15 protein-coding genes and 1 tRNA gene are annotated in these 15,726 nt (G+C 57.4%); 8 read left to right on the top strand and 8 right to left on the bottom strand.

Features of this window, described 5'->3' with window-relative positions; all coding sequences use genetic code 11:
* The first annotated feature begins 18 nt into the window (after positions 1-18).
* The 3 genes from DOM33_RS05305 to DOM33_RS05295 all read left to right on the top strand — a co-directional run bounded on the left by DOM33_RS05305 (position 19) and on the right by DOM33_RS05295 (position 1,934).
* Positions 19-801 (top strand): tRNA-uridine aminocarboxypropyltransferase, encoded by a 783-nt coding sequence (locus tag DOM33_RS05305; protein WP_110666469.1) that lies wholly within the window; start codon positions 19-21, stop codon positions 799-801.
* A gap of 185 nt (positions 802-986) precedes the next feature.
* A complete protein-coding gene (locus DOM33_RS05300; RefSeq protein WP_110666467.1) occupies positions 987-1,724 on the top strand; it encodes a metal-binding protein ZinT in 738 nt (245 codons plus the stop codon).
* A 133-nt stretch (positions 1,725-1,857) separates the two neighbouring features.
* A tRNA-Arg gene (locus tag DOM33_RS05295) sits at positions 1,858-1,934 on the top strand.
* Positions 1,935-2,183: 249 nt separating this feature from the next.
* Here the strand turns inward: DOM33_RS05295 and DOM33_RS05290 are convergent.
* From DOM33_RS05290 to DOM33_RS05270, 5 genes are all read right to left on the bottom strand, one after another.
* A complete protein-coding gene (locus DOM33_RS05290; RefSeq protein WP_110666465.1) occupies positions 2,184-2,819 on the bottom strand; it encodes a LysE family translocator in 636 nt (211 codons plus the stop codon).
* An 85-nt stretch (positions 2,820-2,904) separates the two neighbouring features.
* On the bottom strand, positions 2,905-3,543 hold the full coding sequence (locus tag DOM33_RS05285; RefSeq protein ID WP_110666463.1) for a LysE family translocator: 639 nt from the start codon (positions 3,541-3,543) through the stop codon (positions 2,905-2,907).
* A gap of 104 nt (positions 3,544-3,647) precedes the next feature.
* Positions 3,648-4,541 carry a class A beta-lactamase gene (gene bla, locus DOM33_RS05280; RefSeq protein ID WP_110666461.1) on the bottom strand — a complete coding sequence of 298 codons (894 nt, stop codon included), beginning with the start codon at positions 4,539-4,541 and terminating at the stop codon, positions 3,648-3,650.
* A 182-nt stretch (positions 4,542-4,723) separates the two neighbouring features.
* A complete protein-coding gene (locus DOM33_RS05275) occupies positions 4,724-5,239 on the bottom strand; it encodes a GNAT family N-acetyltransferase (RefSeq protein ID WP_110666459.1) in 516 nt (171 codons plus the stop codon).
* Between the two features lie 62 nt (positions 5,240-5,301).
* Entirely contained in the window at positions 5,302-5,835 is a 534-nt protein-coding gene (locus DOM33_RS05270; RefSeq protein WP_162617900.1) for an HPP family protein, read from the bottom strand.
* A gap of 601 nt (positions 5,836-6,436) precedes the next feature.
* Between DOM33_RS05270 and DOM33_RS16140 the strand changes: the two genes are divergently transcribed.
* The 5 genes from DOM33_RS16140 (at position 6,437) to DOM33_RS16130 (ending at position 11,882) form a co-directional block, all read left to right on the top strand.
* The gene (locus DOM33_RS16140) at positions 6,437-7,411 is read left to right on the top strand and encodes a restriction endonuclease (protein WP_162617899.1); all 975 of its coding nucleotides are present in this window, start codon (positions 6,437-6,439) and stop codon (positions 7,409-7,411) included.
* A 149-nt stretch (positions 7,412-7,560) separates the two neighbouring features.
* Positions 7,561-9,681, top strand: coding sequence for a RecQ family ATP-dependent DNA helicase (locus tag DOM33_RS05265; protein WP_110667557.1), 2,121 nt, complete (start codon positions 7,561-7,563; stop codon positions 9,679-9,681).
* A complete protein-coding gene (locus DOM33_RS05260; protein WP_110666457.1) occupies positions 9,633-10,694 on the top strand; it encodes a DNA-processing protein DprA in 1,062 nt (353 codons plus the stop codon). Before DOM33_RS05265 ends, DOM33_RS05260 begins: the two co-directional genes overlap by 49 nt.
* 175 nt (positions 10,695-10,869) lie before the next feature.
* Positions 10,870-11,265 carry a hypothetical protein gene (locus tag DOM33_RS16135; RefSeq protein WP_162617898.1) on the top strand — a complete coding sequence of 132 codons (396 nt, stop codon included), beginning with the start codon at positions 10,870-10,872 and terminating at the stop codon, positions 11,263-11,265.
* 14 nt (positions 11,266-11,279) lie between these two features.
* A complete protein-coding gene (locus DOM33_RS16130; RefSeq protein WP_162617897.1) occupies positions 11,280-11,882 on the top strand; it encodes a hypothetical protein in 603 nt (200 codons plus the stop codon).
* Between the two features lie 170 nt (positions 11,883-12,052).
* Here the strand turns inward: DOM33_RS16130 and DOM33_RS05250 are convergent, their stop codons facing one another.
* From DOM33_RS05250 to phoA, 3 genes are all read right to left on the bottom strand, one after another.
* On the bottom strand, positions 12,053-12,601 hold the full coding sequence (locus DOM33_RS05250) for an AAA family ATPase (protein ID WP_110666453.1): 549 nt from the start codon (positions 12,599-12,601) through the stop codon (positions 12,053-12,055).
* A 111-nt stretch (positions 12,602-12,712) separates the two neighbouring features.
* The gene (locus DOM33_RS05245; RefSeq protein WP_110666451.1) at positions 12,713-13,996 is read right to left on the bottom strand and encodes an MFS transporter; all 1,284 of its coding nucleotides are present in this window, start codon (positions 13,994-13,996) and stop codon (positions 12,713-12,715) included.
* A 215-nt stretch (positions 13,997-14,211) separates the two neighbouring features.
* Entirely contained in the window at positions 14,212-15,660 is a 1,449-nt protein-coding gene (gene phoA / locus DOM33_RS05240; RefSeq protein ID WP_110666449.1) for an alkaline phosphatase, read from the bottom strand.
* Positions 15,661-15,726 lie beyond the last annotated feature (66 nt).

Below are 15,726 nucleotides of genomic sequence, written 5' to 3'. Positions count from 1 at the left end.
TTGAAGAGCCGAGCCTCCATGCGCGATGACGCCGACACCCGAATCGATGCCTGCGCGGGATTCGACGCGCCGCAAGAGACGGTGACACCGATCGACGACCGACCCCCGCGGCGCGAGTTCAAGGCCCGTGGCAGCTTCGTCGAGCGCTGCGACGGCTGCCGACTGCCGGTACTGAACTGCCTGTGTCCGTTTCGCGTGACCGCCACCAGCGACGCGCAGGTCTGGCTGCTCACCCATCCGCTGGAGCACAACAAGCCGACCAATACCGGCCGGCTCATCGCCGACGTGCTGTCGACCACCGAGACCTTCAGCTGGCAACGCACGGCGCCGGACGAGCGGCTGCTCGCCAAGCTGGCGGATCGCCGCTACGTGCCGTTCGTGGTCTTCCCCGACGATCAGCCGGACTATCAGCATCGCGTCGTCGACGAGCGGGCCGTGACCATCGCCAAGCAGGACGGCTTCATCCCCGTTTTCATCCTGATCGACGGCACCTGGCGTCAGGCGCGACGGATCTTTCGCCGCAGTCCCTACCTCGACGGTCTTCCGGTACTCCCGCTGCACAGTGAACGGCTGACCCGTTACCGCCTGCGCAAGCCGGCGTCCGCCGCGCATCTATGCACCGCCGAAGTCGCCGCCGAACTCCTGCGCAAGTCCGGCGATACGCTGGCCGGCGACGTGCTCGACGACTACTTCGATGCCTTCAACGACAGCTACGCCGCCAGCCGGCGTCACGGCAAGCTGGAAACGCCAACCCCCGCCATGCAGCGGCTGCTGGCACGCCGCGCCAACGGCACGCGCTGAGTCGCGAAGCCGCGATCAAGAGTCGTTCGTCAGCGCTCGCTACCCGTCGCGAGCGCTTGTCTCGATTGCTTTAATGTTACGTTATAACGTATATTTCGATGGTCGGGCGTGATGGCGTCAGTGCCTACGCTCGGCACTCATTGGGAAAAGCCTTCGAGAACGCACTTGAGACAGGGAACCGAATCATGAAAATGACTACCGCCCGCCGTGCCGGCGTCGTTGCCGCTGGCCTGCTGACGATGGCCAGCTATTCGGCCGTCATGGCCGAGGACGATCATGATCACAGTCACGGGGATCACGATCACGCCCATGAAGCGTCGCACGAGCATGGCGATCACGATGATCACGCCGACGAACATAGCCACGGCGGCCACGGTCACGATCATGACGACGACATTTACAACGGGCACTTCGAGGACAGTCAGGTCGAAGCGCGGGAGCTGAGCGACTGGGAGGGCGACTGGCAGTCCGTCTATCCCTACCTGCAGGACGGCACCCTCGACGAGGTGTTCGCGCACAAGGCGGAGGAGGGCGACAAGACCGCCGAAGAGTACAAGTCCTACTACGAGACCGGCTATCGCACCGACGTCGAGCGCATCACCATCGATGATGGCGACGTCACCTTCTACCGCGGCGACGACAGCTATGGCGGCGAGTACGTCTCCGACGGCCACGAGATTCTGACCTACGAGGCCGGCAACCGCGGCGTTCGCTATATCTTCGAGCGAGAGTCCGGCGACGACGAAGCCCCCGAGTACATCCAGTTTAGCGATCACGCCATCGCCCCGAACGATGCCGATCACTACCATATCTACATGGGTGACGATCGCGCCGCGCTGCTCGAAGAAGTGACCAACTGGCCGACCTACTATCCCGCCGATCTCGACGGAGAAGAAGTCGCCGAGGAGATGATGGCGCACTGATATCCCGTTGTTCGCGCCGGCGCATCGGTGGAAAGGTGAATCGGAACAGCGATTTCCCGGACCATCGATGCGCGTTTCGACGCGATTTGCCCTCGCGCCGAAGCCCTCAACGATGTTATCGTTTGCGCCGTGCGCCCGAGTGGCTCAACTGGATAGAGCAACGGCCTTCGAAGCCGTGGGTTGCAGGTTCGAGTCCTGCCTCGGGCGCCATTCCTTTCCTACGGTCGTTTCCGACCTCGCGCACGCTCCCTTCTGATCACTGCGCTGTCTCGACTCACTCGCCCAAGTTTTTCACGATACCCTCGGCCATCATCGGCACGAGCGATTCCGTGCGTCTCGAATTCGCCCGTCAGGTGCGGCTGCCGATCTCGGTGTCCCGTTAGACCGCCTCTTTCGTCGTCTCGTGGGCTTGTCTCACCTCGATCGGCCTATCTCGCTACCTGGCGAGCGGCGAAATCATCACCGGTGTGACGCGGCAAGCGCCCCACCGGCGGCCACGAACAGCCCGCCGGTGGTGCGGTTGAAGAGGCGCACGCGGCGCGAGGTGCCGAACCAGCGGCTCACCGTCGAGCCGAGCGAGGCGTAGGTGGTCATCGTCGCCAGATCCACCGCGAGCCACGTCAGCGCCAGTATCGCGAACTGCGACCACTGCGGCTGGCTCAGGTCGATGAAGTTGGGAAAGAGGGCGCCGAAGAACAGCAGATCCTTGGGGTTGCTGATCCCCACGGTGAAGCCCTTGGCGAACAGTCGCCGGGTGGCGCGAAGGTCTGTCGAGGTCTCTTCTGCCGTGCCGGGCGCAGCCATCGGCTCGGCGGGTGCCCGCCACGCCTGCACGCCAAGGTAGATCAGATAGGCTGCGCCCACCGCCTTCAGCACGACGAAGGCGGTTTCCGAGGTGGCAAGAATCGCCCCCAGCCCCAGTGACGACAGCGCCATCAGCGCCAGTGATGCCAGCGCGCCGCCCACCACCGTCGCCAGCGCCCGGCGGCGACCGTGGCGCAGCCCGTGACTCATGCAGAGCAGGGCCACCGGCCCGGGAAACAGAATCAGCGCGGTGATGACGCCGAGATAGGTGAGCCAGACAGCGAGGTCCATCGGGGATTCCTGTTATTCAAAGGCGTTCAGTGGGATTCGGGGTGGGCCACCCAGGTGGCCGCTCAGGCGGATTGCGTCGATTCGGCTACCGCTGTACTTCGCGCAGGCCGGAGCACACCAGACTCGCCCCCATGACGCCGAACGACGCCGCGAAGACGCCCTCGAACCAGCGCCCGGCGCGGGCGTAGCCGCGTACCGCCACGCCGGTCGAGAAGAGCCAGGCGTAGCCGCCGTAGATGGCAAGGCCCGAGAGCGCCCCCAGCGGGCCGAAGGCGAAGACCTGAAGCCCGCTCAACCCCTTGCCGAACAGGAAGGCGGCCACCGCCGTCCACATCAGCGCCGCCTTGGGATTGGTGAGCAGCACCCAGAAGCCGCGACGCCAGGCCTCGCCGTCGCTGAAGATCCGAGCCTCCGGCATGAAGGCCGAGCTGGCGCCGGCACGCAGCGTCGCCCGCGCCGCCTTGATCGCGAGATAGAGCAGATACCCGCCGCCGAGCAGCTTCAGCAGCAGAAGCGACGACGGAAACGCCTGAATGAGCGCGCCAAGGCCCAGCGCCGTGGCGAGCGACCACACCAGCATGCCGGAGGCGACGCCCGTCACCACGAAGAGCGCCGGCCGCCGCCCCTGGGCCAACCCCACGGAAGCGACGGCGGCGAGGTTCGGCCCGGGCGCTGCCTGCGCCGCCATCACACCGAGCCAGGTCAAGATGTAGATCGAAACCACGATAGCCTCCTTGGAAAGCGTGCCTGGGCAACGAAGTGCCCATGGCGATGACAGCACACCCGGCGACGTTCAGCCGGGCGACGTTCGTCCCGGCGTGCGGTGGTTCAAACGGCCGCGGCGAGCCGGCCGATCTCCGCGACCACCTCGTCACGCTGCGTCTTGCTGGCCTCCGGCAGGTAGGTGTAGGCCACGGCGATCACCGCCCCGCGATCCCCCGGCCAGGCGATGCCGATATCGTTGGCGTTGCCCGCGCTGCTGGTGCCGGTCTTCTCGCCGATCAGCCAGCCAGCCGGCATGCCCGCCCGCAGGCGAGCGTCACCGGTCTTGCCCGCGATCATCCAGGCGGCGAGCTGATGGCGCGAGGCCGGCGAGAGCGCCTCCCCCAGCAGCAGCGTGTTGAGCGTCTGCATCATCGCCAGCGGCGTGGTGGTGTCGCGCTCGTCACCTTCATGATCATGCGCGTTGAGTTCGGGTTCCCAGCGGTCGAGCCGCGTGGTGTCGTCGCCGACACTACGCAGGTAAGCGGTGATGGGCTCCGGACCGCCGACGCTCTCGATCAGTTTGTTGGCGGCGGTGTTGTCACTCCAGGCCATCGCCGCCTGGCACAGCGCGGCCACCGTCATGCCCGGGCTGCCGATATGCTGCTCGGTGATGGGCGCCCACTCGCCGATATCCGACGCTTCGATCTCGATACGCCGATCCAGCGACTCCTCGCCGCTGTCGACCCGCGCCAGCACCGCCGCCACCATGAAAACCTTGCCCGTGCTGTTGAACAGAAAGCGCTCGTCGCCGCGGTGGCTCGCGACCGCGCCGGTGGCGACATTCATCAGCGCTACTCCCACGCGACCGCCGTGGCGTCGCTCCAGCGCTGCCAGCTCGCGCTCGAGGTCGCCGCTGCTCGTGGCACTCGTCGGGTTGGCGAAGGCGGGTCGTAGGGTCAGCGCCAGCGGGAGCAGCGCGGTCGCGGTCAACAGTTTACGGCGGTCGATCAGTGGCATGAGAGGCTCGAGGCTTCCAAGGGAAACCCCGAAACTAGCCCGAAATGACGGGGAAGGGTAGACGCCGAGGCAGAGACCGGCGTTCGGCATCGCAGGCAGGTTTGCTCTCGGCCTGGCGAGTGCTCGGCTGGGTAAGCGTTCGGCTGGGGGCGTTCTCGGCTGACGCCAGGGGCGTCGGGCGATCAGAGGTGGCGCTTCATGAGGTAGTCGTTATCCACCACGTCACCCATGCGGAATTCATGAACGCCGTCGATCACGAAACCAAGCTTTTGGTAGAACGCGATTGCGGCGAAGTTGTTCTCCCACACCCCCAGCCAGACGAGGTCGACCTCGCGGCGCTCGGCGATGGCCAGCGCCTTGTCGTAAAGCGTTCTGCCGTAGCCTTGCCCCTGCAGCGACGCGAGCAGGTAGATGCGCTCGATCTCCAGCGCGTTCGCGCCCTGACGCTCGGTTTGCGCCTCGCCCCAGTTGACCTTGAGATAGCCGCCGCAAGTGCCGTCGACTTCCAGCAGCCAGAATTCGGACTGGCTCGCCGCGAGTTCACGCGCCAGCGCCGCCGTATCGAAAGCGGATTCGAGGTACTGCGCCATCGTCTGCGCCGAGTAGTGCGCGGCAAACGTCTCGGTGTAGGTGGTTCGACTCAGGGCGGCCAGAGCGTCGATGTCGTGTTCTGTCGCCTGTCTGACAGTCGCGGGCATAAATCCTCGGGGTCAGTACAAAGGATGGCTATTGAGGGAGAGACGACAGGACACTAACACGCTCACAGCCAGTGCTGCGGATACCGCCGGTGCCGCGCCAGATTGTTGATCAGCACCGCCACCACCAGCATGAGCAGGCAGCCGGCGCCGACCGGGAAGAACGCATAGGCCCAGCCGAGTTCGTGCAGCTCGCCCGAGCCGATGACCGCGATCAGCGCCGTGGCGCCGCCCGGCGGATGGAGCGTGTGGGTCAACTGCATGATCAGAATAGAGGTGGAGACCGCCACCGCCGCCGCGATCCAGGTATCCCCCAGCAGCGACCAGGTGGCGAAGCCACAGAGCGCCGACAGCACGTTACCACCGAGCACGTTGCGCGGCTGCGCCAGCGGGCTCTCCGGCGCCGCGTAGAGCAGCACCGACGTCGCCCCGAACGACCCCACCATCAGCAGCGGATGCGCCTCGATCGACTGCGAGCTGATCCAGCCGACCCCCGCCATACCCAGAAACGCCCCGATCCACGACCAGAGCGCATCGCGCCAGCACGGCGTGCCCCGGGAGACCGGCGCGCCCTTCATCTTGCCCAGATAATTTCTCAAGACGCCTCCGCGATGGTCGATCAAAAGGATCGCGGATAGTGCCACCGGCCAGCGCCGCGCTGAAATAACGGATGGCTATGGACTTAGGTGGCGCGGCGGACGGGGCCGAGTTGGCGACGGCGACCTCTTGAGCTACTCGCGTGAGATACCCGCCGAAGGCCAGTTGCCCCTCGCTCGAACATTGCATCCCTGCATAAGTCGGTTTTGATGTCGCGCTGCAGAGGGTTTTGAGCCGCGTCAGTGCTAGGCGGTGGCGCGATTTTCGAGCTCAGATTGCGATGCTAGATGGTGCGTTTTGAAGCGGACTCGACGAAAGACGTGGGATGTTGGATGGAGTGGCGAAACGGAATGTGGCAGATTGATACGAAACGTATTTCAGATAGGGTTCGAGAGGTCTGCCGGGTGCCGCACATCGGGGGCTCACAGACACAAGCTGCAGGCTCATTTAGCAGTGGTATGTCGCACCTTGGGCCGGGATTTGCTTTGGAGTCAGTGGGTTAAGGTTGCAGTATAAGAATGTTAAACGCGCACGCTCGTTCAAGTGAGAAAACGCGCCTGCAATCTAATACCTGTTATACGTAATCAGAGCAAGGATTCATGAATGGACGGCTACATACAAACCGCTCTAGGGATAATCGTGTCCCTTGTGCTTTTTGTAATTGGTTATAGGCAAACCATTGGAGCGAAGAAAGAGCGTTCAAAAAATGCCAACAGCTCAATAATGAGAACAATAATGAGGCGAATGGTTCTAGAGGATTATTCGCCCATTTACAAGGATATTACTCGGCTGGTCGAGGGCAAAGCGAGAGAGTTTCAAGTATCGCCAAATGATCTCTTATCTGAAGAGCAAATTCTAAACAGTCTCTATACGGAAGTTTTTGATAGCGATTTGATATCTCCTTCTCAAAGGATAGAAATTGAGAGTAGGATCAATGCTGATTTCGAAGTGGTTGAAAGGGAGCCTATCAAGCCTAGTTTTTCCGAATTTCAGCAGCTGAGGCAGGAAAAGGAACGAAGAAAAGAAAGTCTCACTGCCATGGTTCTCTCAGCCTCGCTGCTGGGGGCACTTTCGTCCACAATGTACTCGTTTTATGAATCTAAGTCATTTCAGTTGGATTCTCTACTTCCCTCTCTAGGCGTATTAGTGGGAAGCATTGCGATGCTAACTGTCTTAACGATGTATAGAAGAAGCAAGGAAGTTGAAAGTTTACCTTCAAGAGTTACATCCAGCATTCTGGCGTCTGAGTTTGAATCAGATATCGCCAATATACTCGTTAAAAATCGCTTTAAGTTCGTAATCGAGCCTAATTTAGGCGGTGTCCGCCCAGATTTTCTAGTCAGCACAAACGGTAAAAAAATAGCGATAGAAGCGAAGTCGTGGCAAGGACAAGTTCCGCTTCACCATCTAAGAAGGGCCATAGATTACCTTCACCGCTTGGTTTCTAACAGCGAAGTGGATAGAGCTATTTTGGTAACAAGAAAAAAAGATGGCATTCCAACCGGAAGCATCGAAGATGAGAACGTCTCCGTCGTTTCAATAAATGAGCTAGTGAGCAAATTAAAAGAGGCAGCCTAGATGTATAACAAGCGCAGGCTGTCGGAACGCCTTTCCGCTCCTTCGTCGCTACAAGTCGTCCGCAGCTGCGGGCGTTATGTGTCGGCAGTGCGGATAGCTTAAGTTTTTTCATAGGCATTAAATAATTAAAAATTGAGAATGGGTTACACATGAATCAGCATAGAGCGCTGGAACTATTAAGAAAGGGGGTTGGAATCCCAACAGCTAGCTTTCATGAGCATCAGTGGGAGTCTGTTGATGCCATTGTAAATCAACGCTGCCGATTGATCTGTGTCCAACGTACTGGTTGGGGTAAGAGCTCGGTTTACTTCATCTCCACTAAGATGTTGCGCGAACAAGGCTATGGTCCAACAATTATTATTTCCCCTTTATTGGCCTTAATGCGCAACCAAATTGAATCTGCCGCCAAATATGGAGTAGCGCTCGGAACAGTAAATTCTTCTCAAAGTCAAGACCAAAATAATGTTAATAAAGCTCGATTTTTAGCAGGCAATTTAGATGCATTAATTATCGCGCCTGAACAACTGGCTAACCAAGAGTTTATTGATAATGTATTAATACCATCTAACCCTGGATTTTTTGTTATAGATGAAGCGCATTGTATTTCAGACTGGGGGCATGATTTTAGGCCTGACTACCGACGTATCTCAAGAGTATTTGGGAACATTGCTGATACACCAGTATTAGCAACAACCGCAACAGCTACAAAGCGAGTTGTTGAAGATGTTGTAGAACAACTACATGTTGAAGGTCAACAGGTGTATTTGTTGCGTGGGCAACTAACACGAGAATCAATTCATCTTCAAAATATACATCTAGATAAACGTTCGAAGCGTCTGGCTTGGCTTGCCCATACAATTCCACAAATTGATGGTACGGGTATTGTTTACGCTACAACTATTAATGACGCTTTCCTTGTTGCAGCATGGCTTCGAAGTTGCGATATAGCCGCAGAAGGTTATGCAGGCTCAATTCCGGGGCTTACTAAAGAAGAGAATACGTTAAAACGTGAGCAATTAGAGCAACAGTTATTAAATGACGAAATAAAAGTTTTAGTTAGTACGTCAGCTCTGGGGATGGGCTTTGATAAAGGTAATTTGACCTTCGTCATTCACTATCAAAGTGCGGGGTCAGTTGTTAGCTATTACCAACAAGTAGGCCGTGCTGGCCGAAGTATTAATAATGCTTATGGTGTACTGCTTTCCGGTGATGAAGACGAAGAAATCCAAAACTATTTTATTAGGGAAGCGTTTCCTAAAGAAGAGTTAGTTCGTGATTTACTCGCTCTACTAGAAGAAGACAGTTGTGACGGGCTTAAAAAAGCTGATCTGGAAGCACAGCTCAACTTTGCACCTATGAAAATAGAGGCTGCGCTCAAGTTTCTACTAGCTGAATACCCAACACCAATAGTTAAGGAAGGCTCTTTATACAAGCGTACGATTAATCGCTACTCTTTGCCGACAGAAATGATTCAGCGATTATCTAATAGGAAAACTGGAGAGTGGGAAGAAATTCAATCGTACCTAAGAAGTGAACAGTGTCTTATGCAAGTGTTAGCCACCGCACTTGATGATTCTCTTACAGCACCTTGTGGAAAATGTGCTAACTGCGATCCTGATAGTGCATTTGATGTGAAATACCCAAAAGAACTAGGCCAGCAAGCAGTTGATTTCTTGGGCAATACCATGATTGATATACAGCCCAAAAAACAAGTTGGTAATGGCCGCGCACAAGCTCAGGCCAGATTCCCAGTATATGATTTTCCATTTCGTCTTGGTGACTTAGCCCATGAGCCAGGTGCTGCATTATGTCATTGGGGAGAAGCTGGCTGGGGGGAAATAGCTGTTGCTGGCAAACGAGCACATGCTTTTGATCCTAGACTAGCGGATGCCTGTGTTGCAATGATAAACAATCGTTGGCAGCCGGTTCCTATGCCGACATGGGTGGCTTATGTGCCATCACAAAACTATCCTAAGTTAGTCAAAGACTTTGCTAAGTTAATAGCAAAAAAGCTTGGCTTGGAATGCGTTGAAGCAGTATTAAAAGTAGAAGAAACAGCACCGCAAAAACGGATGGAAAATAGTGATTTTCGTTGTAAAAACCTTGATGGGGCTTTTGCAGTACAAAATGTACGTGAAGGCGAGCCGGTATTACTGATTGATGATGCGTCAGATTCAGGTTGGACATTTGCGGTAATTGCGGCATTGTTGAGACGTGAAGCATGTGGCCCAGTATTTCCTATGGCCGCTATGTCAACGAAATCAAATTAAAGAGTGATGAATTGAATACTCAAAACAACCTATATAACGAAGATGCACAAGCGGTTTTACTGCTATCAACCTTTTTTAGTAAACCTAAAAAAGGTGAGGCTCGGCCATTAACGGCAATTGAGTATGGCCGGTTTGCACGCTGGCTACATGAATTTAATTACACGCCTAGTTCGTTGTTTCATCAATTTGATGAGGTGCTGTCTAAATGGAAAGATCCTAAAGGTAAAATCACGGCTGATCGCCTATCGGAGATATTAGGTCGTAAAGCTGCTATGGGGTTAGCTCTAGAAAAATGGCAACGTGCAGGTGTTTGGGTCATTACCAGACAAGACAGCGAGTACCCACAGCTACTTAAAAAGCAGCTTCGGCATATTTCACCGCCGGTATTCTTTGGTGTAGGTAATAAAGGATTACTTCAGCAAGGTGGCTTAGCCATTATCGGCTCGCGCGGTATTGATGAGATTGACGAAGAGTTTACTAAAAACATCGCAATACAAGCAGCGAAAGAGAATATCAATATCGTATCCGGTGCAGCACAAGGTGTAGATGAAACGGCCATGCTGGCCTCACTTAATGCGGGTGGCACAGCTATTGGTATTATGGCAGATAGCCTTTTAAAGGCGGCCACAGCAAGTAAATGGCGCAATTACCTTCAAAGTGAAAAGCTGGTTCTAATTTCAAGTTTTTATCCTGAAGCAGGCTTCAGTGTCGGTAATGCAATGGCTCGTAATAAGTACATTTATACTACTGCAAGCTCTGCCCTAGTCGTCAGGGCAGATGAAGGTAAAGGCGGTACTTGGGCTGGCGCTAAAGAAAACAATGAAAATAACTGGGTTCCATTGTTTGTAAATCGCCGATCTAACGCTAGTGGTAACATTGCACTATTAGCTCATGGAGCTCATTCGCTTGAGTTACAGAAAACATCAGAGGCATGGCTAGCTGAAGTACTCAGTAAAGTGCCAGCGCCTAAGTCAAATAATTCTCCATCCAATAGCTTAAATTTATTTGAATAATTAAGATGCAACCAGCTTAGAGATGCGTAGATTCTCACATAACAAAGCAATTAAAAATCGCCCACGAAAAGCTGTGGGCTGGACTCGCTAACGCTCGCCTTTTATTGTGGCGTTAACTCTCTTTAGGCAATGGAGTTATTCGGGTGTGTCAAGAATATAAAGGTCTTGCGATAAAGTGAAAAAATCGTTCCTGATAATAACGTTGATTGCTATAGCTATGGCGCCGTTGGTTCTTTATTTTTTTAATTTTCAGTATCGGTTGTCCAATGACGCTTCGGATTGGGCAGCATTTGGCTCTTATGTTGGTGGTATATATGGTGCCCTAGCCTTTTTCGCTGTCGCATTTTCTATATATGTAACTCGAAGCCAGTTTGTGACGCAGAGCGAAGATGATGTTTTCTACAGGTCTGTCGAAAGTTTAAATTCAAAATCACCTATGAGGACAGGAGGATTTGATAACGATTTTGAAGGTAAATCCTTCGCAAAAAGTTTTGTTTTCGCGATCCAAGAGGAGCTAGAAAGGCAGTCAACTCACATGGCGAGGAAGGTTTTGTGCAATAACCAAGCCTAATATCACAAACAAATATGTGGAAAATTGTTCACTCGATAAACTCAAGAATAAAAATAGCTGAAAGTCAGATTGAAGAATATGAATTCTTGGAGGAGGTGGATAAAAGGCAGGGGTTTGAGAGTAAGTGGGAATACCTGAAGTGCGTTCTCGGTGGAATAGATAATGAGTATCCTGAAGTAAAAGATTCCTTGATGGATGCAGGCAGTGTTTCTTTCTATCGCACCGATTTCGATCATAGGAAATATTACTATGATCTCGCGTGGCAGGATGCCGCGCATAAATACAGTGAAGAAATAAATGTATATCTGAGAAAATTCGACTTCATCTTGTGTCACGTCGTGGGATCTAAAAGAAAGCTGAAATATAAAAAATTTCTGCTTTCACAGATATCAAAATACGATATTGTTTTATTGTATTTCTACGCGCTCATTATTTACGATCCTGATTTCCTGAGTCTAGTGCTTAAAGTTGGACTGCTGGATGAAGTTCAGAGAGATGAATGTAGGTTTATTTTATTTGATTGTCCGTCTAGTGAGCAGGTTGCTGCTGAGATTAGTAGTATAAGCAACAGAGTTAACAAATCGCTCAAATCGGACGTCGCAAGCGCCGCCGTTTAGCGAGGCGTTAGCTCTGGAGTGAGCGCTTCAGACATCCATTGATGGTCCTAACCGCCTTCGAGGTGCGCTAACGTAAAGCGAGAGGACGAGAGCCTCTAATTTCACTCCTGACATGCCGAATGGCATCAATAGAGTTTTCCATAGTGCCTTAACGCTCTGAGTCCGTAGGCTCAGGTTTTTTCAGTCCTGCCTCGCACCTCTTCCACCAAGACCTCAACATCCTCCCGCGTCCGCAACCGCACGAACCGAATGTGCGCGTAGCGGGGGTCCTGCATCACCTGCTCGTAGCGGCGGCGATGACTTCGCCATGTCTTCAGCGTCCAGAGCAGCACCGACTCGCGGCTGAAAAAGGTACGCCGCACGCTCTCGCGGTTGCCGGTGCCGGGCCAGAGCTCTTCCCCGGTGCGAATGCGCTGGATGGCGCGGCCCAGCGCCTGACGTAGGGTGCGCCAGAAGCCGGTATCGACCCACACGATCATGTCGACGTCGCGCCATTTGATCTCGCGGGTGCGGTGGTCGTTGCCGTCGAGAATCCAGCCCGGCGTGGCCGCCAGCGCCGCGCGCAGGTCGGCGAAGAATTCGTCATTGGGGGCGATCTGCCAGTTCGGTCGGAACTGCAGCCGGTCCATCGAAATCACCGGGAGGTCGAGCCCCTCGGCAAGGCGGTAGGCGACGGTCGTCTTGCCGGTGCCGCTGGTACCGACCACGTTGATCTTCATGGGCGCTGGCTCCCGGCGCGTTGAGAGGGCGGGGCAGGATACGCCCCCACCGCGCACCGCTGAAGCTGGTGGGGTCGACGCTATCGCGCGCAGGCACTTTGCGGGCAGCGCCTAACGCGCGGGGGCCTCTTGCGCCGTCGTCTGCTCGATATCCTCCAGCGGTTCGCCGTCCTCGTTCTGAAGCTGGCTGTCGTAGGCCGCTTGCAGGCCGGGTTCGTTCTCGGCCTCGTCATCTGCCTCCTGATGAATATGGCCGGGGAAGAAGGGCGAGAGAATCGCCACCAGAATGCCGAGCGCGGCCATGATCGAGAAGGCATCGGCGTAGTCGACGGCGTCGATCAGGGCGCCCATCACCGGGGAGCCGGTGGCCTGGCCGAGCGACACCGCCATGAAAGGCAGTACCGGCCCCACGGCGAGACGCCCCGGCAACAGCCGAATGCCCGTCATCAGGTAGAGCCCCGTCAGGCTCATGTAGGCAAGGCCGAACAGCAGTGCGGAGAATGTCGCCAGCAGCGGCTGGGCGGGGCTGGCCGCCAATAGCGCCAGACTGGCGGCGAGCATCATCAGCATCAGCGCCTGGGTGATAGGCGGGTTGTTGCGATCGGCCAGGTCCGCGGCGGCGGCACCGCCCAGCCCGGCGAGCCCCACGGCGAACCACAGCCACCCGGTCATCTCGGGGGAGAGACCGCCCAGCGTGATCGCCAGATCCGGCGCGAAGATCCAGTAGGCGGAGGAGACGAAGCCCATCAGAAAGGCAAACAGCGTCAGTCGGGTCAGCCGCGACCAGGGCAGCTCGCGCAGGGGCGGCGGGGCGGCAGCGTTGGCGGGCGTGAAGGGCGTGATGGAGGGCAGAAACACCCAGGTGGCGGCCACCCCGACCACCGCGAGGACGGCGAACGAGAGATAGGCCACCCGCCAGGCATCGGCCATGAACAGCACCGTGGGCACGGCCACCATGATCCCGACACTGGTCCCGGCGTTCATGACCGAGCTGACGCGGGCGTGCAGCGCGCGTTTGACCATCGCCTGCATGCCGGTGGTGAGCGCTGGCATCATCAGGCCGGTGCAGATGCCGCAGGCGAAGACGCCCGTTCCCAGCATCAGGGCACTGGTGGCCTGGCTGATGAGCGCCAGACCGGCGACGCCGAACGCCCCCGAGAGCACCGCCGCGTAGCGCGCGCCGAGACGGTTGGCGACCGTGGGTGCGGCCAGGGTGGCGAGTAGAAAACTGATGAGCGGCAGTGCGCCGATGATCCCGATCAGAGAGGGCGAGAGCGCGAGGGCATCGCGAATCTGCGGAACGAAAAGCCCGAAGGCGAATCGCGCAAGCCCGTAGCTGATGGCCACGAGTCCTGCGCCGAAGGCGGCGAATGCCGTGCTCGAGATCGCGCGCATGGACGCTCCTGAAAACGAGAGATGGGTAAGCACTTGAACGAGGAGCTGTCTTCGACCAACGCGCTGCGCAGTCTCCCCAGCCTAGCCCAAAACGCCGGGTGGCGAACGGGGCCGAAGGTAGGGTGAGGTCGATAGAAAGCGGGGCGGGAAGCGAGTCGGCAGGCGAAACGAGACGAGGGCCAGCCGCCGGGGCGGCGGCTGGCCGAGATGGCGCGCTATTCTGCCGAAAGGCCCATGGCGTCGCGCAGGGTAAAGAAGAGATCGGTCTGGTCGGTCAGGCCGGTCACGTTGGCCGCCTGCGGGCCAAAAGCCGCGATGCGCAGCTGCGTGCCGGTGTGGCCCTGGGAGTCAAGTTCCGAGTTGCCGTAGCTAACGGCCATGACGGCGTCATCCGCGGTGGTCAGCGCCTGGGTCAGGCCGGGGGCTTCGGCATCCGGGTAAACGATCTGGCTGGAGTGGGCGTGGTCGGCGGTAACGACCACCAGCGTATTGCCGTCTTCGCGCGCAAAGGCGAGGGCTGCCTGTACGGCTTCGTCGAGATCCACGGTTTCGCCGATCTGGCCGCAGGGGTTGGCGGCGTGGTCCTGCTTGTCGATCGAGGCGCCTTCCACCTGCAGGAAGAAGCCCTGATCGTTCGCCTTGAGCAGGTCGATGGCCGTGGCGGTCATCTCCTCGAGGGTGGGGATGGTGTCATCCCGCTCGGCGTTGACCTCGCAGCTCACAGCGGGCTCGTCGAGGTTGCCGTGGTAGCTGGCCTGCGGGCCGTTCCAGCGCACGGGCATGTTGCCCGGGGCGAAAAGGCCCAGCAGCGGCGTCTCCTGATTGGCGGCAGTGACCGCACTCAGCTCGTCGCCGTCGCTGACCATCTGGTAGCCGCGGGCCTCGGCCTGTTGGCGCAGGGTCTGGCCCTGCCACTCGCCGGCGCTGGCCACTTCATCGAAGGTCTCGGCGCCGCCGCCGAGGGTTACGTCGGGGCGGGTATCGAGCAGCTGCTCGGTGATCGAACCGGCGCCGCCGTTGTCCAGTGCGCTGCTCGGGCACTCCTTCAGCGTGCGTACGGGGCCGTAGCATTTGCGCGCGGTGACGTGGGAGTAGAGCACGGCGGGAGTGGCGTCCTGAATCTCGGCGGTCGATACGTCGCCGGTAGCCTTGCCGGCGCGCTTGGCCAGTTCCAGCAGCGTGGTCTGGGGGTTGCCGTCGATATCCACGCTGATCGCGCCGTTATAGGTCTTGGTGCCGGTAGCCCAGGCACTGCCGGATGCCGCCGAGTCGGTCACGTAGTCGGGCTTGCCGCTCTCTTGATCCAGTGAGTAGTGGGTGTACTGGCCGTTGAGCGGCAGGGCATCGATGCCCTTGAAGAAACCGCCGGCACCGAGGGCGTAATTGCGCGCGATGGTGATCTCGGAGTCTCCCATGCCATCGCCGATCAGCAGGATCACGTTTTTGGCGGTGCCGCCGCTGATAGCGTCGCGCAGTGACTCGGTGAGATTGCCGTTCAGGCGGCGGGCGCCGCCGTGCTGGCTCAGCTCACCCTGCGCCTGACGGTTCAGCAGGGTGGAATCGCTCTCGCTGTTGCCGGTATCGGCCGGGGCATCGGCGAGGGCCGCGCCGGCGAGCATCAATGTGGCGGTAGCGACGGCGAGGCGTAGAGAAACGGATGACATGGTCTAGCACTCCGTGAGGGGGATTTTCGACAGACGACGCCCTGAGGGTGCGCTGTCGAGATGACT

The sequence above is a fragment of the Salinicola halophilus genome (assembly GCF_003206155.1).
GTDB lineage: Bacteria > Pseudomonadota > Gammaproteobacteria > Pseudomonadales > Halomonadaceae > Salinicola > Salinicola halophilus.
Note: the sequence above shows the minus strand (reverse complement) of the source record. Positions and strands in the feature narration are given on the sequence as shown.